General features: G+C 42.1%; 19 protein-coding genes. 10 read left to right on the plus strand and 9 right to left on the minus strand.

The window, feature by feature from the left end; genetic code table 11:
- Positions 1-57 precede the first annotated feature (57 nt).
- From I6E84_RS04555 to I6E84_RS04565, 3 genes are all read right to left on the minus strand, one after another.
- A complete protein-coding gene (locus I6E84_RS04555; RefSeq protein ID WP_197216435.1) occupies positions 58-879 on the minus strand; it encodes a DUF547 domain-containing protein in 822 nt (273 codons plus the stop codon).
- Between the two features lie 128 nt (positions 880-1,007).
- Positions 1,008-2,003 (minus strand): arsenosugar biosynthesis radical SAM (seleno)protein ArsS, encoded by a 996-nt coding sequence (arsS, locus tag I6E84_RS04560; protein WP_197216436.1) that lies wholly within the window; start codon positions 2,001-2,003, stop codon positions 1,008-1,010.
- A gap of 347 nt (positions 2,004-2,350) precedes the next feature.
- Positions 2,351-2,506 carry a hypothetical protein gene (locus tag I6E84_RS04565; protein WP_197100879.1) on the minus strand — a complete coding sequence of 52 codons (156 nt, stop codon included), beginning with the start codon at positions 2,504-2,506 and terminating at the stop codon, positions 2,351-2,353.
- A 678-nt stretch (positions 2,507-3,184) separates the two neighbouring features.
- Here I6E84_RS04565 and I6E84_RS04570 point away from each other — a divergent pair.
- The 6 genes from I6E84_RS04570 to I6E84_RS04595 all read left to right on the plus strand — a co-directional run bounded on the left by I6E84_RS04570 (position 3,185) and on the right by I6E84_RS04595 (position 8,903).
- On the plus strand, positions 3,185-4,153 hold the full coding sequence (locus I6E84_RS04570; RefSeq protein ID WP_197100877.1) for an alpha/beta fold hydrolase: 969 nt from the start codon (positions 3,185-3,187) through the stop codon (positions 4,151-4,153).
- Positions 4,154-4,282: 129 nt separating this feature from the next.
- The gene (gene dapD, locus I6E84_RS04575) at positions 4,283-5,104 is read left to right on the plus strand and encodes a 2,3,4,5-tetrahydropyridine-2,6-dicarboxylate N-succinyltransferase (protein WP_110922464.1); all 822 of its coding nucleotides are present in this window, start codon (positions 4,283-4,285) and stop codon (positions 5,102-5,104) included.
- Between the two features lie 360 nt (positions 5,105-5,464).
- Complete coding sequence (locus I6E84_RS04580) at positions 5,465-6,211, plus strand: radical SAM protein (RefSeq protein WP_197100875.1); 747 nt, start codon at positions 5,465-5,467, stop codon at positions 6,209-6,211.
- Positions 6,212-6,267: 56 nt separating this feature from the next.
- Complete coding sequence (locus I6E84_RS04585; protein ID WP_197100873.1) at positions 6,268-7,401, plus strand: multidrug resistance efflux transporter family protein; 1,134 nt, start codon at positions 6,268-6,270, stop codon at positions 7,399-7,401.
- A gap of 105 nt (positions 7,402-7,506) precedes the next feature.
- Positions 7,507-8,142, plus strand: a complete 636-nt coding sequence (locus tag I6E84_RS04590) for a trimeric intracellular cation channel family protein (protein WP_197216437.1) — start codon at positions 7,507-7,509, stop codon at positions 8,140-8,142.
- A 95-nt stretch (positions 8,143-8,237) separates the two neighbouring features.
- Positions 8,238-8,903 carry a trimeric intracellular cation channel family protein gene (locus I6E84_RS04595; RefSeq protein WP_110922460.1) on the plus strand — a complete coding sequence of 222 codons (666 nt, stop codon included), beginning with the start codon at positions 8,238-8,240 and terminating at the stop codon, positions 8,901-8,903.
- A gap of 67 nt (positions 8,904-8,970) precedes the next feature.
- On the opposite strand, the gene recJ is transcribed toward I6E84_RS04595, so the two are convergent.
- The gene (recJ, locus tag I6E84_RS04600; protein ID WP_197216438.1) at positions 8,971-10,782 is read right to left on the minus strand and encodes a single-stranded-DNA-specific exonuclease RecJ; all 1,812 of its coding nucleotides are present in this window, start codon (positions 10,780-10,782) and stop codon (positions 8,971-8,973) included.
- Positions 10,783-11,124: 342 nt separating this feature from the next.
- Between recJ and I6E84_RS04605 the strand changes: the two genes are divergently transcribed.
- Positions 11,125-11,640 (plus strand): hypothetical protein, encoded by a 516-nt coding sequence (locus I6E84_RS04605; protein ID WP_197216439.1) that lies wholly within the window; start codon positions 11,125-11,127, stop codon positions 11,638-11,640.
- A 101-nt stretch (positions 11,641-11,741) separates the two neighbouring features.
- Here I6E84_RS04605 and I6E84_RS04610 read toward each other — a convergent pair whose 3' ends face one another.
- A complete protein-coding gene (locus I6E84_RS04610) occupies positions 11,742-12,056 on the minus strand; it encodes a hypothetical protein (RefSeq protein WP_197216440.1) in 315 nt (104 codons plus the stop codon).
- Positions 12,057-12,437: 381 nt separating this feature from the next.
- Between I6E84_RS04610 and I6E84_RS04615 the strand changes: the two genes are divergently transcribed.
- Complete coding sequence (locus tag I6E84_RS04615) at positions 12,438-12,836, plus strand: hypothetical protein (RefSeq protein ID WP_110922455.1); 399 nt, start codon at positions 12,438-12,440, stop codon at positions 12,834-12,836.
- An 89-nt stretch (positions 12,837-12,925) separates the two neighbouring features.
- Positions 12,926-13,420 (plus strand): hypothetical protein, encoded by a 495-nt coding sequence (locus tag I6E84_RS04620; protein WP_197216442.1) that lies wholly within the window; start codon positions 12,926-12,928, stop codon positions 13,418-13,420.
- A 121-nt stretch (positions 13,421-13,541) separates the two neighbouring features.
- Here I6E84_RS04620 and I6E84_RS04625 read toward each other — a convergent pair whose 3' ends face one another.
- The 3 genes from I6E84_RS04625 to uvrB all read right to left on the minus strand — a co-directional run bounded on the left by I6E84_RS04625 (position 13,542) and on the right by uvrB (position 17,565).
- Positions 13,542-13,925 carry a hypothetical protein gene (locus tag I6E84_RS04625; RefSeq protein WP_227669259.1) on the minus strand — a complete coding sequence of 128 codons (384 nt, stop codon included), beginning with the start codon at positions 13,923-13,925 and terminating at the stop codon, positions 13,542-13,544.
- Positions 13,926-14,099: 174 nt separating this feature from the next.
- On the minus strand, positions 14,100-15,152 hold the full coding sequence (locus I6E84_RS04630) for a histidinol-phosphate transaminase (protein ID WP_320158623.1): 1,053 nt from the start codon (positions 15,150-15,152) through the stop codon (positions 14,100-14,102).
- Positions 15,153-15,453: 301 nt separating this feature from the next.
- Positions 15,454-17,565, minus strand: coding sequence for an excinuclease ABC subunit UvrB (gene uvrB / locus I6E84_RS04635; protein WP_197216443.1), 2,112 nt, complete (start codon positions 17,563-17,565; stop codon positions 15,454-15,456).
- 402 nt (positions 17,566-17,967) lie between these two features.
- On the opposite strand from uvrB, the gene dps reads away from it, so the two are divergent.
- Positions 17,968-18,450: a DNA starvation/stationary phase protection protein Dps gene (dps, locus tag I6E84_RS04640; RefSeq protein ID WP_110922451.1), complete on the plus strand. Its 483-nt coding sequence runs from the start codon at positions 17,968-17,970 to the stop codon at positions 18,448-18,450.
- Between the two features lie 168 nt (positions 18,451-18,618).
- Here dps and I6E84_RS04645 read toward each other — a convergent pair whose 3' ends face one another.
- The gene (locus I6E84_RS04645) at positions 18,619-19,212 is read right to left on the minus strand and encodes a DUF2059 domain-containing protein (protein WP_197216444.1); all 594 of its coding nucleotides are present in this window, start codon (positions 19,210-19,212) and stop codon (positions 18,619-18,621) included.
- Positions 19,213-19,336 lie beyond the last annotated feature (124 nt).

Raw genomic sequence — 19,336 nt, forward strand, 5'->3', positions numbered from 1 at the left:
CATCATTTTCGCCTGTCTTTAATAAAGACCAGCACCTGTATCTACCAAATTTTAGATTTACTTTTTATTTAAGTTCCAATTGTAATCGGTATAACTGATTTTGATTTTGCCTTGCTTCAAATCAGCGGTTTGGGATTTACTCAATCCCAACGATGAAGAGTAACGACCCAAAAACCCTTCCAAATCGTTGGTACTACGCCAATTGGTCGCAAAGTCTTCTTTGTACCATTTGAAGATTGGCGATACACTCAGCGTATTACCCTTTAGGCGATTTCGGCTACTGTCTGCCAAAAATTTCGAGGTCGCTTGCTCTAGTTGCCCATCCAAACCTTTGCCAGTGAAAGCATCATCTTGCAATGCAGGGCAGCCAATACTGGCACAGTTAACCGCGAAGTGAATGCGCGGATCATTGTAGCGCTTAGAGCCACGGATCAAGGTGTGCTCGATCTCATCTAGTGAACGAGTCTTACCCAATAATGGAATAAATTTTTGCTTCCATGGCGAGCCAAATGTCCCACCGATGTCTTTGATAGATTTGATATTAGGATATTTAGTCAATACCAAATCGACAGTACCCGCATTGTAGACATTGATTAAAAATGCCAACTGCTCGTTTTTACTCCAACGATTAAACTCTGACTGAGATACCTTGCTCGTGGCATCCAAATAGCTTGTGAGCTTGCTACTATCTGCTTTCATGCCAGCATAATTGACCACCGAGGCTTTGCCACCATTGGTCATGGTGACATGCTTGTTAAGCAAACTATCCCAGCTTTGATGGTTAAAATCAGCATAAGCGGCAACACTGGATAATAGAATTGCTGTCGCAATCACGGGCTGTACCACTAGGTTTTTGACTGAAAAGTTAGATACTGACATAAGATTGGCTCCATTTGAATCGATGATGTTTTGCTATTTAATTTTTGTCTGCTTCAATAGTATTTACTGACAAAAACTGTTTATTTATTTTTGTTGAGTTTCAACGTGTGATAATTTTAGATGAATTATTAAATAATCGTCTCTTCTGCTGGGTGACCCATCTCCTCTTCCTCTAACGCGCCACCGCAGCTACTGCCCTGTCCTGCGGTGCAGCCATAACAATGATCAGCAATAGCGATGTCATCGCCAGAAGGGTTTTGGGTCAACAGATCGTTTAGATGTCGACGCGATTTATTGGGTACGGGTATCTCTAACTGTTGATTAAAATCACAGTCAAATAGTTCGCCCAGCCAATTGACGCTAATGGTTGAGCGGCACATAACCCCAGCTAAATTGGCAGCGACATAGTTGTCTTTGAGCAGTGTCATATAGGGGTGAAATTGATCTTTGGCCAATAGCACTGCCCCAAAACGCTGAATCGGCATATTAGTCAGTGCAAATAATTGATTAAACTCTATATCGAAATGCTCTTTTAGCTCCCGCTTATAGTCGGCTTCAAGCTGCTGCTGATTGGGCGGCAGTGTGGCACCTTGCGGATTGAAGACCAAATTCAGTGTCAAGCTTGAGTCAGGCTTGCCATAGCCCAAGCTATTGAGCTTTTGCAATCCCAATATACTGTCATCGAATGCGCCTTTGCCACGCTGTTTGTCTACATTTTCTAAGGAATAGCATGGCAATGAGGCCACCACTTCTACCTGATTGTCTGCCAAAAACTGCGCCATATCCTCATAGCCTTCTTCCATGAGAATGGTCAAATTGCAGCGATCTATTACTGTGACGCCGAGTGCGCGAGCCGCTTCTACCAAATACTTAAAGTCCTCATGCATCTCAGGCGCACCGCCCGTGAGATCAAGCGTGTCAATATTTTGCGCTTGTAGCACTTTAGGTATCAGCTCAACCAACTCTCGTGACATCATCTCAGTTCGATAAGGACTGGCCGCCACATGACAGTGTACGCACGACATATTGCACAAGTAACCCATATTGACCTGCAATATGGTTAATTGTTGGCGTTTAATAGCAGGAAAGTCCGTATGCTCAAGTAATTCAATAGTCGATTTCATAGTGGTACAAAATCCTTTTAGTTGTACAGCTAAAGAAAATAATAACGTGAACATAAAAAAGCAATAGTAGTCAATTCAATTTAAAGGCAGTACAAGGCAACCGAGTGTAGGTGTATATGTGATAATTCAAGCGAGGTTAACGCTGTCATACTTTTATAGTTGAATGACTATAACGACATGTAAACAATTGCTTTTATGACTATTTCATATTCATACTACCTCATTTATAAATTCCTAACTTTGTCTTTTTTCTAATGAATGGTAGCTGATTATGAATAAGCGCTCACAACTCACCATGTTGATTACACATCCATATATAGATGACATACTGTGCTTTTAAATAAACATTACATGTCATAGGACTTTACAAATCGTCTATCAATTTTTTGTTTGAGATACCATATCCAACATCCTTGTAGACTGACCCACCCATTATCTATCGTTTTTAAATCAGTCGATGATGTCCATACCGAGCCAACCAAGTAACATCCCAATGTGGGCATAACCTGCTCCTGCTAGTAGTAATATTTTTTAGACAGATTCGTCATAGGCTACTTCGTATCAGTCAGTGGTATAGTCAGTTCAGTATAAAAAGAACCTCCGATAATTTTTGAATGGTAAGCATGGCTTAAGTTATTAGCATGGCTTTGACATTCTGTTTAAAAATAACATGGAAATGCAACGGGTTTGAGAATGGTCTGTTGTAAACGTGCGATGACAACATCAATGGCTTGAACCATGCACATTAAACAGTGGTACTTGATTGTTCAGTCTCGATAATATTTATGATGTTAAAGCAAGCATGTTACCTACTAGCACCTGCTTACCCTTAGCTGTCCAGTTGATTCAGTTTATAAGAGAGTCAAGGCAGCCGATTGCAGATGTAACTGTGATACTTCAGGCGAGGTTAACGCTGTCGCTCTTTTATAGAGAATCGACTGTACCATTAAAAATAATCTGTCTGTGTGGGTCACTTAACCTAGTAAAAGCAGGTAAAATGTATCCACGTTCAATAAAACAAACCCGTTAAAGCCCTATAATTATTTGATTTTTTAGCATATCATTTATAGTAACTATACCTTTATAGTCACTATTGGCATGCTTCAGATACACTGTCTCTTTATTTATCAGATTTTATTCATCAAAATTACAAATAATAAAAACCCGTCAAGGAATACTACATGAGTACCAGTAACGACCATATTCTCTCCTCCGACAATACTCACTATTTGCACCATGAGTTTTTTGAACCCAGTAATAAAGATGTCGATATCAGTGCCACTTTATTGATTGTACATGGCATGGCGGAACACAGTGGCCGCTATAGCGACTTTGCACAGTTTTTGGCAGATCATGGCATCGCGGTGGCAACTTATGATCATTTGGGTCATGGGAAAACGGTGAAAACAGAGGCAGATTTAGGGTTTTTTGGAGATGAGCATCCAGTGCAATCGTTGTTGAAAGACGTGATTATCATGGCCGATACCTTAAAAAATCGCCATCCTGACGTGCCGCATTTTGTCTTGGGTCATTCAATGGGTTCGTTCATTATTCGCAACGTCCTCAAGCATCATGCAGGCACCTTTGCTGGCGCTATTTTAATGGGCACAGCCGATGCCAACCCATTGACTAAAGTACTACTGCCCGTCAATAAAATTTTGGCAAAAGTCGCCTCAAGAAAACAAAATCCTGTGTTTGCGAAGGTGATGAATAAAGTCCTTAATAGCAAGCTTGAAGATCGCATCTCTTCATCAGAATTTGCATGGTTAACTGAAGACCCTACAGCCATCGAAATCTACGAAGCAGATCCATTAACGGGCTTTGACTTTACCAATAATGGTTTTATGACGTTGTTTTCTCTAATGGAAACAGGCTTGAATAAAAACTGGGCGACAACCATCGCTAAAAACTTCCCAATGCTATTTATCAGTGGTGAAGATGATCCCATTGGAGATATGGGTCATGGTATCCGCAAAATCGTCACTCGCTTAAATAAGAAAAATTTTAGTAACGTAGACATCCAGCTTTATCCAAATATGCGCCATGAGCCACTACACGAAAAAGATCATGAAATCGTCTATCAAGATATCTTGGAGTGGATTGAGAGTAATACGTCAGATAATCAAGCTCAATGCCGAGGTTCACAGTGAACTCGTTTGCTAAAAGTTGTTAAATTAGCGACAATACGGCAAGTAAAATCTTAGTCCGAAACTAAGCAAACATTTAACTATAAGTACGATGTATTTTTTAATTACCTTTAACTAACGTTAGGATTTTTTATGTCATTACAACAAACCATCGAACAAGCTTTTGAAAACCGTAACGAATACAGCCCAAGCACTATGCCACAAGACGTGCGCGATGCTGTCGAGCAAGTGCTTGAGCAACTAGATAACGGTAGCCTACGTGTTGCAGAAAAGAAAGACGGTGAATGGATCGTCAACCAATGGGCGAAAAAGGCGGTATTATTGTCTTTTCGCTTGAATGACAACTACGTTCAAGCCGCTGGTGAGCATGTGCAGTTTTATGACAAAGTGCCAACTAAGTTTGCTGATTGGACTGAAGCGCAGTTTAAAGAAGCGGGCGTACGTGTAGTACCACCAGCCGTTGCTCGTAAAGGCTCTTTCATCGCAGCTGGTGCAGTATTAATGCCATCGTATGTCAATATCGGTGCTTACGTTGATCAAGGCGCTATGGTAGATACATGGGCAACCGTTGGCTCATGTGCCCAAATCGGTAAAAACGTGCATTTATCAGGCGGCGTTGGCATCGGCGGCGTATTAGAGCCATTACAAGCCAACCCAACCATCATCGAAGACAACTGCTTCATCGGTGCGCGCTCTGAAATCGTTGAAGGCGTGATCGTAGAAGAAGGTTCTGTGATCTCTATGGGTGTGTTCATCGGTCAATCTACCCGCATCTATGATCGCGAAACTGGCGAGATTCATCGTGGCCGTGTACCAGCAGGTTCTGTTGTCGTACCAGGCAGCTTACCGTCAGAAGATGGCACGCACAGCTTGTATGCTGCTATCATCGTGAAAAAAGTAGATGCGCAAACTCGTGCAAAAACATCAGTAAACGAGCTATTACGCTTAGCCTAAAATCATATTACAGCTCAAACCTGTATTGATTAAAAGAGATGCTAAAGTCAGGCTTTAGCATCTCTTTTTTATCTTATTTTTGCAGCGTAGTATTGCTCTGTGCGTTATAATCCTTTCCTTACCCTTTTAATTATTTGTTAAATCATAAGCTTTACGGTTTCCACGATTTTTTATTAGCCCATACTCTTATTTTGCAAACTTGTTCTAGATCGTGTTGAACATGATTCTGCAATAGGCTGTTTTTAGTTGATTCAACGTTCTCTAGACGATATAACGTTAAAAAATAAGTATCGTCATTCTAAGCATATATTTTTAACACGCCCTAACCACTCCATTCTTTTATCTGATATCGACATTGTTATGACCAAGCCATCGCTACGTACTGCCGCCATCCCTGTCACTGATCCTGAAGCGGGTCTACGCCTGACAGAGATTTTTTATTCCTTGCAAGGGGAAGCCATCACTTCAGGCTTGCCGACAATATTTGTGCGCCTGACCGGTTGCCCGTTACGCTGCGTGTATTGCGATACTGAATACGCATTCACAGGTGGTGAGCGCCAGTCGCTCGAGGCTATTATCACCACCATCAAAAGCCACCCGTGCAAGCGCATTTGTCTGACTGGTGGTGAACCGTTAGCCCAGCCAAATGCCATTGAACTAATGAAGCGACTGCTGAGCGATGATTATGACATCTCGCTTGAAACTGCAGGGGCACTCACGGTAGAAAATGTACCGCCAGCCGTCAGTAAAGTGATGGATCTCAAAACACCAAGTTCAGGCGAAGTCGACAAAAACCTATGGTCAAATCTTGACTATTTGACTCAACACGATCAAATCAAGTTTGTCATCATGAACCGCGCTGATTATGACTGGGCAAAAGACAAACTGTTTGAGCACAAGCTGAATGAATTGGTCGGTACGGTTTGGTTTTCTCCGATGTTCAATGTCGCAGATGATATCAGTGAAGATGCTAGTAAAAATTTGCCTAGCCCTGAAGTACCAGTATTGGCGCGTGAGCTTGCAGAATGGATGTTAGCAGATGCCCTACCCGTACGCTTTCAGTTGCAACTGCACAAAATCATTTGGGCTGATGCCAAGGGCAAATAACAATCCTCTATATGGACATTTAGTATAAGTAACAAGCCAAGGATACAGGCGTAGGTATGATTAGACTCATTTTATTGGGCTTGTTGGCGGGTGCATTTTTTAGCACCACGTTTATTTTAAACGAGCTGATGAGTACAGCTGGTGGTCATTGGTTTTGGTCAGCCAGTCTACGCTATGTCTTTATGTGGTTGATTCTCACTGCCATTATCGTCATGCAGCACGGCTTTGGACGTATTAGAGAGCTGGCGACCATTTTCCGTCAACACTGGGGCTTTTGGTGTGTGACGGGCAGTGTTGGTTTCGGACTATTCTATACTGGTATCTGCTACGCTGCTGATCATGTCTCAGGTTGGGTAGTCGCAGCAACCTTTATGTTTACGGTAGTGGCAAGTCTGCTGGTATTGCTAGCATTTGGACAGCGTTTTGATAAGAAATTTATTGCGTATGCGTTGCTGGTTTTTATCGGTGTCGTATTAGTCAATGTGAGCGAAGGATTACACGCAGCTGAGGTAGCCAATGTAAATGCTATACCAATGGCGGACATGCTGCTTTACGGTGCTCTGCCTGCATTAATTGCTGCCTTTAGTTACCCTATTGGTAATCAGCTAGTTTGGCAAGTGTCTTATAATGCCAAAAATCACAATACTAAACTGCCCCTCACCGCTCAAAATACTAACCAGATATTAGACTCTGAGCGCCCCTTTCTGTCTGCAATTGATGCTCACTATGCAGCTGATACTACTAATATCACCCATACGACAGATACTGTCTCAGCTCACTCACCACCCTCTTTACTACCACGCTTAATTGCAAAAATCCCCGCTATTGAAACTTCGCTCTTGAAAAACGCATTTAATAAAGTATGGTTAGTGACTGTCGGGAGTTTGCCATTCTGGCTGGTTTTAGGCATGATAGTTCGCCCTGAATTACCAAGTACGTCACAGATTTTCAATACTCTGCTCGTGGCTTTATTGGCAGGGGTTGCGGCAACGACTATATTTTTGTATGCGCGCGAGCAAGCCGTTACTTCAAGCGAAGTCGCTGGTGTAGATTCCACACAGGCCAGCGAGGTGATATTTTCATTAATTGGTGGTATGTTATTACTCAATAGCAGCCTGCCATCGTCGATGGGATTGATAGGTATTGGGCTGATTATAATAGGGCTTATTCTATTTGCGAAGGATGGTTAAATCACCATCTAAAACCATACTAACTATATACTCATCATTGATATAAACACCTTCAAAACCAGCCCAAGCTATCTATTTTGACGGTCACTACTTGATAATATAATTATGTCTCATAGTTTAGTTTTTCCTGATATTTTGTTATATTTATTAGACATGGTTGGCGTGATTGCTTGCGCGATAGCAGGTACTTTGCTTGCTCAGCATAAAGGCTTCGATATTTCTGGCTGTATCTTAGTGGCGATGGTCAATGCGATTGGCGGTGGTACGCTACGAGATATGGCGTTAGACCGTCATCCGCTGTTTTGGATGACTGACCTCAATTATGTGATTGTCATCACCGTGACGTCCCTCATCTTACAAATATTCTTTCATCTATATCATAAGATTGATAAGGCATTGAAGCTTTTCGATGCCATTGGGCTGGCTGCCTTTAGCGTGATTGGTTTTAAAATCGCGTTGACACAAGATATGTCGCCTATTATTGCTATTATGATGGGTGTATGGACGGCGATGATTGGCGGTATGCTTCGTGATATTATCTGTAATGAGATACCCTTAGTGCTGCAGCGTGAGATTTATATCACGGCTAGCATTGCAGGCTCTGTGGCTTATTTGATTTTGCAACAATTCGGCGTGTCCTCTGGTATTAATGAATTTATCATGCTGTTTATCATCTTTGCAGTACGTATGTTGGCGCTCAAATTTGATTGGCACTTGCCTTCTATTCGCCTAGTCGCCTAGCTGCTTAGTCGCTTGGCCACTTAAAGTAAAAGTGGCTATAGATTTAGCACTCATCATATCGATTTATCATCATCAGAAACTAGTGAGACTTGATCATGTTGGCCATCTCTGTGGATCCTAAAGCACTAATCACTACGTTTGATCCACGCTCGCTGATATTTGTGTTTGATATGATTGGTATCATCGCTTGTAGTGTATCGGGCACGATACTGGCCAAGCACAAAAACTTTGATGTCTTTGGCTGCTTATTGGTATCAATCGTGACTGCCATTGGCGGCGGTACTGTTCGTGACGTGATTTTAGATCGTCATCCATTATTTTGGATGGTAGACATGAGCTACTTGACCGTTATTACGATATCGTCACTCGTGATGCAGATATTTTTTCATCCCAATTCTAGACGCGTTGATAAGTTTCTCAAACTCTCAGATACTATTGGACTGGCAGCGTTTACCTTAATCGGTATCAAGGTTGCCGATAGCATGGGCACGAATGTACCCGTGGCATTGTTACTTGGGGTTATTACCATTATCGTCGGCGGTATCATCCGCGATATGATCTGCAATGAAATTCCCTTAGTACTACAGCAAGAGATTTATATTACCGCAGCCTTGACCGGCGGTATCCTTTACTTTGTCTTACGCAATTTAGGCGTGACAGATTGGATTACTGATATCGCCACCATGAGTACGATTTTTACCTTACGCATGATGGCGATACGCTACGATTGGCAATTTCCAACATTGGAATGGAAGTACTGATATCCAATCAAAAAGCGACAAATGCTATAAGTGCGTTCAAACTTAAACGCACTGATACCTTATAATCTTAGCTCTGCTCTACCACAGCCAAGTCCTTTACCATCAGCTGTAGGCTTTGTTTGCCATTCCACTCGTTGATGTCTAGCTGAAATAACAAATGTACCTGCTCGGCACGGTAATCCCATACATCGCTATCGAAGTTAAAGTAAATCGCTTCGATTGGATATTGCACATCCGGATAGCGCAACGACAGTTTCAGATGCTTATCCTTTAAAACTTTAAAGCTTAGCACTTCGAATATCCCATCAAATATCGGTGGTGCAAAGCCATGACCCCAAATACTGGCATCCGCTAAGTGCTCAGCAAACCATAAGCTAAAGTCACTCGCCTGCAATTCCCCATCTGTGAATTTCTGCTCAGCGAAAACGTCATCATTCATCTCTGCCATGACTTCATCAAAAGCTGTCACAAACCCATCAAAATTGCCACGCTTAATCGTCAAACCTGCTGCCATCGCATGACCACCAAAGTGAGTGATCAACTCAGGGTAACGCTCAGCCACTTGCTCAATCGCGTCACGAACATGCACGCCAGCGATAGACCGTGCGGAGCCTTTTATAGCGTCCTCGTCACCTGTCCGAGCCGTGTCTGCTGGCGCGAAGACAATGCTAGGCAAATAATGACTTTCTTTTAATCGTCCCGCAACGATACCAATCACGCCTTGATGCCAATCGTCTTGATATAGCACAATGCTTCTTTTAGCACCATTAACAGCCTTCTTTGCAGGCTTACTTTGGGTGATGACATCACTGGCTTTATCTATATCGTTATCCGTCTCCACTGCCAACGCTTCCACAATGTTGTCTGCTTGCGTCCGCATCTCACCCTCTACCTGACGACGGGTACGATTCAGCTGTTCAAGTTCTTGCGCCAACCGCTGTGCCGTACTCCAGTCTTCCGTCAACAAGCACTCAATACCGATGCGCATATTATCCATACGCCCAGCAGCGTTGATACGTGGTCCTAAGACAAAGCCAAAGTCCTGTGCATGCAACTGCTTAGGGTCACGGCCTGCCTGCTCAAGTAACGCTAAGATACCTAGGCAACAGCGCCCCTGACGGATAGCGTTCAACCCATGATGGACTAAGATACGATTGTTTTTATCTAGTACCCCAACATCAGCAATCGTCCCAAGCGCTACCAAATCCAAATATTGACTGACTTGTACGGTGGACTTACCAGCCTCTCGGCGCAGCTTGGCTAAGCGTCCCAGCACATAGAATGCTACGCCCACCCCAACCAGTGCCTTACTAGTAAAGTCACAATCGAGCTGATTTGGATTGACCACAGCCTCGGCAGGCGGTGTCTGTTTAGTCGTCAGATGATGGTCAGTGATAATGACAGTGATGCCATCGGCCTGTGCACGAGCCACACCCTCATGACTTGATATACCATTATCCACCGTCACTATCACATCGGGTCGACAAGTCTCGATACCCAACTCGACAATCTCTGGCGTCAGACCATAGCCGTATTTAAAGCGATCGGGCACTAAAAAATCAACGACTGCGCCCATCTTTGTGAGCGCGCGCATCATCAGTGCGGTACTGGTTGCGCCATCACAGTCGAAGTCACCCACAATCAGGATACGTTGACCATCATCAATGGCAATATCTAACAAGCGCACTGCCTCAGTAACGCCATGTAGCATCTCTGCAGGCAGTAGACCTGATAGTCCTGTTTCAAGCTCATCGGGATCAGTGATACCTCGACCAGCATATAAGCGGGCAAGCGTTAATGATTGAGCAGCAAGTGGCTGCAGCGCGGTGGGCAACTCGTCGATGCGAGTGCTGGTATAACGGGGGGTTAAATTTAGCATGGGTGTATTCTACTGGCTTTAGCAAAAGGTCACAATGGTCATTTCTAGCGGAACGGTTTATCATTTTTCTTGTTATTGCATTACCATCAATCCTATTTGGGCAGCTATATATTACAGGCCATTCTTAGACTATATCTATACTTTATGAGATGGTTAGTTTACAAAAACGGTGCATAGTGACTGTATTTTTATGCATTTTGCTACAAAGCAATGATTGTATGCCTCTTATAAATCCATAAAATAGATAGCAACTGAGATATTTGTTATTCATTAAAACTATAATTCGATATTTTAGAGTGTTTTATTTTTATTACTTACTTCAATTACTTATAAGGAACCTTTATGAAAACCACACCAAACGCTGAAAAACTACCAAACACAATAGATCCTAGCTTAGACCTCGAACAAACAAAAAAAGAATGTCAAAAGCTAGTCAAAAAACGCGCTAAGTACTCTGCTGGTGTTGCCATCGTTCCTGTGCCTTTCTTTGATGTCGCTGTGGATGCTGGCATGCTTACCCAGCTATTACCTGATATCAGTGAACGCTTTGGTTTAATTGAAGATCGTCAGTCAGCTGTTGATTTAGATTCACGAGCCGTTCATTGGGGCGCTTTAAAAGACCGTACCGTTGACTTTGCAGGACTAATGGCGACACGTGGTATCGTGAAAAAGACAGTACAAGGCTTCGGTGGTCGTATCGCTGCCAAACAAGTGACAAAATTTATTCCATTGGGTGGTCAAATGGTTGCAGCAACCATGGGTTATATGATTTTCAAAAAAATTGCTAATGACCATATCAATGAATGCTACAAGCTAGCGAAAGAGATTCAGCAAAAGCAGCATGGCAAAAATGTATAAAATTAATCATTAAGTAGTATCAAAAACCAGCTTAGACCATTTGTCTTTTCTGGTTTTTTTATGTCAACTTAGCAGCGCATATATGCGTTTGATTTCGCTATTTAATAACAGCCTTTTTCATAATATATCTCCAACTCAGAATAATCTATATCGCTAACTATAATGATGTTATCAGCATATGGACGATACTTTCTAAGCATTATTTGTGCTGTTGGTTGCTTACCTAAGTAAATTACATTACCTTCAAGCCGAATATAGTTATCAAAACTAAATGCATCTCCCATGACTTTTGATCCAGAGCTTTTCCAATGACATTGCTGTATATGATGATCAGACATTACATATATGCTTCTTATAAAAAACAGGCTAGGTATCAAAGCCATTAAGACACATAAGATAAGTAACTTACGATTCATATGAGATTTCACCTCTAGTTAAAATCTATTTAGATCAGTATTTTTTACTATATTCCAAAATCAAATTTGTCGTCGGTAGTTTACTAATAATTACTGGATATATTGGTTACAAAGTCTACGCTTATTACCATCCTTATGCGTGGCTGGATTAACATAAAAAGTGGCTTGATTTTCCTTAAGTAAGCATTGATAGTGTTATTAACGTATTTTGCTGATAATATACGACTTGCTAAAGAGAATACTAATTCCGACTAGCAAACATTAAGTCGTGTTGAACATTCGCAGATAGACACTATCAGTGATATCGCTGAATAGTCAACACGCCCTAATTCCTATCAAACATTAATCTTGAAAAATCATAAAACCTCAAAGGAAAATTCTGTGAAAAAACTCCTAGCTTCGACCGCTATGCTTGCCACTCTTGCTCTAGCTGGCTGTACATCAACAGGTACTGGCACGACTACAGGCACTACTGCTAGCACAGCCATGACGACTGCAAGTAGTATTGGTATGAATATATTTACATCAGCCATTGATACGCAATGCCGCAGCGAAATCGAAAAACAAAATGCATGGCGCGTTGCTAGTGTTGCGATGACTGATGCTCAGCAAGAAACTGTTAAAACCAACGTCTGTGGCTGCGTCAGTGAGCAAGCCCCTCAACAAGTAACCATGATTGAATTGGGTAATGCAGCCATAGACTCAAGCTATCGCACTGAATTGGTCGCTAACGTGGTCGCTAAATCACTACAAAGCTGCTATACCAGTTTGGTTAAATAAGTTATTTATTAATGGCTTATTGATAAGAAAAGGGCTAGGTTATCATCGATAACCTAGCCCTTTTTTATATACTAATGTTGCGAACCACTATGAAACACATATTATTAGCATTAGCTATGACATTGTTTGGAACTGTCAATGGTCATACACACAGTCAAGATAATACAAAAGAAAAACTACGAACAGATACCAATGCAGAATTTAAGAGAAATATATCAAAATGCAGTATAGAGGTAGATGTCGTCACTGACTTTGGTAAGAAAAAAGAGTTTTGGCGAATCTGTAACTTAGATAACAACAATCGAATCATCAAAATAGAGTCTCATAGCGAAGATACTTATTATCAAGAAGCCTATTTTGAAAGAAACGGTAGTTTGGTTTATGCCGCAGAAACAGAAAGATATATGCCAAAAAACCACTTTACTCAGCAAGTCTGGCATTGCGAGTTTTATATAAATAATGGAAAACTGGTGACCATGATGTCGCTTGGACATGGCAAAACTGAGATGGATGACTGGAATCCAAACGTTATTTTTGAAATGTATAAAGGTCGACTCGGTGAAATGGAAAAAATAAAAGAATAATCATCCAAAATATCTATATTAACCCAACACGACCGCTAATCAATCTTGACTCTCACCAGCTATAGAACACATTATTTCTTGAACAAGAGTCATGATCAGTATATAGCATAATCAGTTAAACCTAATACTTATCAGCCTCTGTAATAACGGCATCACTGCCTCCTAATGCAGGTGTAAGAGGCAAGACTTTGCTGCGACGGAAATACTTAGAATGACTGTCTATAATATCATTTACGTTACCTACCACATCATCGATGACATCATCATAAATTCCATGATGTAGCTCAGTCGCAAAAGAAGTAAAAGGATGCTTTCGAGCAGCGGCTCTGACGTCAGTGATTCCTGCCTTAGTATAAAAAATATTGACACTACCATCGCTATTTAGCACGCAGGTCAGCTCCCCTTCCTCAACCGTCATCTCTATTAGCTCAGGCTTAAATATATAGTCATCCACATCTAGTAACTGTTTTTCTATGCCCTTTTTAAATAATGCTTTAACGTCCATTATAATTATGTCCTTGTTATTCGATATTTTTTGATCTTGATAAGTCAAAAACAGCTATACACTGTGTTTGCTTATCCTATTAGAAGGACGGATGTTTGTTAAGGGGTAATGTGTAAAACTGCGTTTAAGGTTGGTAAAAACCAGATGCAAACTAACCGCTTAACCCAATGAAAATCACACCCAACCCTTCTCACGAAATGACTTAAGCACTTCTACAAATACTGCCATCTCATCAGGTCTGCCAAGCGTCAAACGATTGAAACCAGTAATAGGCGCAAACTCACGACCGACGGCAATGCCATGCTCGCGCATTCTATCGATATAGGTCTGTACATCGCCTTTTATCTCATGGAATATAAAGCTAGCCTGCGATGGCAAGTAACGCAGACCAAGCTCATCTAACGTCTGCTCGACCATCTGGCGGGACTGGTTGGCAGTACGTAAACTCAATGCCAAAAATTCGTCATCATCTAAGGTCGCCATCGCGGCAACAGCACCTGATAAATTGGTATTATCAATTGATATGAACGCTTCTAGCTTAGCAGTCATTTGCGGGCTAGCAACCGCATAGCCGATACGCATGCCCGCGAGCGCACACAGTTTCGAAAAGGTCCGCACGACAACGATATTGTCTGAATGCGGCTCCCTTATCCAAGTAACACCGCTCTCAAAGCTTGAGTCTGTCACGTACTCTGAATAAGCTTCATCTAGTAAGAAATAATGATTGTCTGGTGCGCTCCCTACCCATTCTTTCAGCTTATTTGTATCAGTAATCGTCGCTGTCGGGTTATTGGGATTGCACAGATAAAACAAGCTTATTCCGTCAAAGTCATCAGCCACTTTTTGCATATTTTGCAAGTCAAAGGCATAGCTTTCATGTGTTAACGGTACTTTTAATACAGGTACATCGATAGAGGTCGCATATAACTCAGCATAGGCAAAGGTTGGATGCGGTACGACCACTTGGAAGTTTTTGCCTTCTCTCAAGGCTTTGTTTTTCAGCATCTGTACAACCGTACGGATGTTTTCGCTAGAGCCGCAGCCTAGAGAGATTTGGTTTTCCGTAACGCCGTTTATATCAGCAATTCGGCTGATAAGGGCAGCACGTTGTTCGTCCGGATAACGAAACCCGACATTTAAGGAGTCGATAACGGCTTGTTTGGCAGAGTTTGCCATACCTAGTGAGTTTTCGTTAGAGTTTAATTCTATTAAATTATTGGTAAGCACAATATAAATACGCCTAGTTAGTACTCATACCAAATATTGAATTCGCAGTGTCAGTATTAGACTCGCAAAGTCTATTAGACAAAATGCTTGCGACTGAAAGTTCTTACGACTGTTAGTCACTGCTCTCATTATTTGAAATGATATGATTTATGGATGGAGAGACTCACTTTCATAAGTGCTGATATGGTAAGTGGCATCGATTATTATTACAAGGATTCTGATATCAAATGCTGCATAAAAAAATGAGCCACAGGATATGCAACTCATCATTTATATTATTGAGTAAATGCCAAATCACACCTTAGATTAAATGTGCTTTTAACTCTAATACTTTATCACGCGTTTTTGCCGCATCCTCAAACTTCAAATCACGCGACATCTGTTTCATGAGCTTTTCAAGGCGGTTGATTTCTTTGGCAAGCAAATCAGGACTGCGCAAAATACTGATATCAACATCAGGCAGATTGCTCTTGATTGGAATCACCTGATTGTCATTGGCATTCTGATCGTCACCCGTGTCTATTTTATCGGTGATACTACGGCGCGCTCCCTTTGGCGTGATGTTATGCTCAAGGTTAAACGCCACTTGTTTTTCACGGCGACGGTCGGTCTCATCTATCGCCTTTTGCATACTATTAGTGATGCGATCGGCATACAGAATGGCTTTACCATTGATATGACGCGCAGCTCGTCCAATGGTCTGAATCAAAGCACGCTCAGAACGCAAAAAACCTTCTTTATCAGCATCGAATATCGCCACTAGCGAGACCTCTGGCATATCAAGACCTTCACGCAGCAGGTTAATACCGACCAGTACGTCATGCACGCCAGTACGCAGCTCGTGAATGATTTGCATACGCTCAACAGTATCGATATCTGAATGCAGATAAGCGACTTTAACATCGTACTCTTTTAGATAACTGGTTAAATCCTCTGACATGCGCTTGGTCAACGTCGTAATCAAGACGCGCTCATCTTTTTCGCGGCGTTTGGTAATCTCTGATAGCACATCATCGACCTGTGTCAGCACCGAACGTATCTCAATCTCAGGATCAATCAGTCCAGTAGGACGCACCACCTGCTCGACGATTTGCTCGCTGTGCTCTAACTCATACAAGGCTGGCGTGGCACTGACATAAATCGTCTTGGGCTTGATACGCTCCCACTCTTCAAACTTCATTGGCCGATTGTTCATCGCGCTTGGCAGACGAAAGCCATAATTGACGAGGTTTTCTTTACGTGATCTATCGCCTTTATACATGGCGCCAATTTGTGAGACGGTCACGTGTGACTCATCAAGGAACAACAGTGCGTCTTCTGGAATATAATCAAACAACGTCGGCGGCGCTTCCCCTGACGGACGACCAGACAGATGCTGCGAGTAGTTTTCGATGCCGTTACAGTAGCCGAGCTGCTGTATCATTTCAAGATCATATTGAGTACGCTCTTTGAGGCGCTGTGCTTCTATCAGCTTATTATTCTCGCGGAAGTACTCCAATCGTGGCTCTAGCTCCGCGCGTATAGTATGGCTAGCCGCTTCCAGCTTATTACGCGGCGTCACATAATGCGACTTTGGATAAATGGTAATGCGTGGCACGCTACGCACGGTCTTGCCCGTTAATGGATCGAACCAAGTAATTTTCTCTACTTCATTATCAAATAAATGCACACGTACGGCCAACTGCTCAGACTCAGCCGGATAGATATCTAGCAGCTCACCACGCAAGCGATACGTACCACGGCCAAAATCTAACTCGTTGCGCATATATTGCATCTCAACGAGGCGCTTAATCGTCGCCGTACGATCTATGTTATCGCCCACGACCACATGCAGTAGCATTTTTAGATAGCTTTCAGGATCACCCAAACCATAGATACAAGATACTGACGCCACGATAATCGCATCACGACGCTCTAGTAAGGCACGCGTGGCTGAGAGACGCATCTGATCGATATGATCGTTGATGGCGCTGTCTTTTTCGATAAAGGTGTCACTTGCTGCAACGTAAGCTTCAGGCTGGTAATAATCATAATAACTAACGAAGTACTCAACCGCATTGTTAGGGAAGAATGACTTAAACTCGCCATACAGCTGAGCCGCAAGCGTTTTATTATGCGCCATGATAATGGTTGGTCGCTGGGTTTCAGAAATTACCTTCGCCATGGTATACGTCTTACCCGAACCCGTCACACCCAATAGCAACTGCTCATCCATACCCGAGTTAATACCGTTGACTAGCTTCTTGATCGCTTGTGGCTGATCCCCTGCCGGCTCAAAATCTGTGACCATCTCAAAGGCACGGCTCGATATTTGCGTCCCTGACGCATTGACACCACTAATTTCAGCCTCGCCTTGGAGCTGAGTGGCCAATTGATTTAACTGACGCGATGAGCGCGGTTCAGGCATACGCATAATGGCTTTCTTCCTAATTCTTATAATGAGGTAAGGTTTATAACAATATGGGGTCTGAGTGTCGGTTTTTAAAGGACAATCATGGGCTGAATACGATGCTAGTGGATACCAGTCCTAGCTTATATACAGGTGCATAAGACCGATATTGTATACGCCTGTTTTGGCAAAAAGTCTAAGACAGTTATAAAAAACTCACATGATTTTGGCTATATTTACAAAGCTTTTCATGGTTAACAAACTCCTTACACGACCACTCAACAAAGCCTAACGCTTGAGGGTTCCAATAACGATTTAAGCTGCTATTATTTATAACGAATCAACAAGCAGTACCGATATAACCTATCAAATAACAATAAGCTAAATATTCAATTCAATAAAACAAAATACATAATGGAGTAAGATATGAGAGAACGTTACGCAAGTGGAATATCAGACGAAACAGCCAAAAACATGGTAGAGCTGTTAAATGCAAATTTAGCCAACGTCATCGATTTAACGCTAGATGGTAAGCAGTGTCATTGGAATCTACAAGGTACTGGCTTTATCGGTGTGCATCAGTTATTAGATGATACATCGGACCGTATCCTTGAAGTGTCAGATACTATCGCTGAACGTATTGTCATTTTGGGCGGTCAACCAAACGGTTTGGCCAGTCGTGTGGTAAAAGAATCTATCTTAGACGACTACCCAACAGATATTACTGAAGTCGATCAACATGTCCGCGAGTTGACTAGCCGCTACAAGAAAGTAGCCGAAACATTGCGTAAAGCAATCGCTACTGCTGGCGATGCAGGTGACGAAGATACTGCTGATTTGTTTACAGAAGCCAGTCGTATCATTGACAAAGATGCATGGTTCATCGGTGCGAATGCCCCTAGTAAGTAACTTTAATAAGTAACCCTAGCAAGTAACAAGCAGATAACTTACTGAGCGTTTGAGACGTAAGTTTAAGACATAAAAAAGGTCGCCGTAATTGGCGACCTTTTTTATGCTCACAGACTTTTATATAAACGATTTTTGGAATGAATGATTCTAGGCTAATAACGCTCTATATTACTCTTCAATTTTAAGGGCTTTAATATCTGCAGCCATTCTTGGCATAATATCTTGCACCTTTTCCATCGTAGACTCCATAACGATGGGCATTACTTTTGCCATATAATCTTTCATCATATCAGGCTGTTTATCAATGATACTTTGACCTGCTTTACTGCTATAAAATGCTATCTGTGCATCAACCTCTGCTTGGTCAAAGTGCTGTTTCGCTGTCTCCATATAAACCTTGATAACTTGCTGATTCACGCTGTCCCTGTCGCTATTGTCTGTCATCTCTTTACTATATTTACTGATAATACCTTCTAGACGTTGACGCTGATCTGTACTCAAATTATCAACCGGCAGCGAAGATAACATCGACTGTGTCACTTGATCTGTGATGCCACTGTCACTAGACATGTCATTCATCATCTCAACGACCTTAGTGACCTTGATGAGTTTTAATAGAGAGGCATCCGTCGGTACTGCCGCTTGTACAGATAGCGTTGGCACCGCCATCAAACTGACAGCACTTATGCTTAAAGATACAGCAAATACGGTGTTCTTCAGTATAGCGCTCTTAAATAAAGTTCTCTTAAATAAAGTTCTCATATAATTATCACCCTATGGTTTGTTAGCTACTTTTTAGTGGACTATAGTCGATTAAATTAAAAGATAGTATAAGGCAGCCGAGTACAGATGTATATTGAATACTTCAAGCGAGGTTAACGCAGTA

Origin of the sequence: Psychrobacter sp. SCQQ22 (genome assembly GCF_015864605.1) — a bacterium.
GTDB lineage: Bacteria > Pseudomonadota > Gammaproteobacteria > Pseudomonadales > Moraxellaceae > Psychrobacter > Psychrobacter fozii.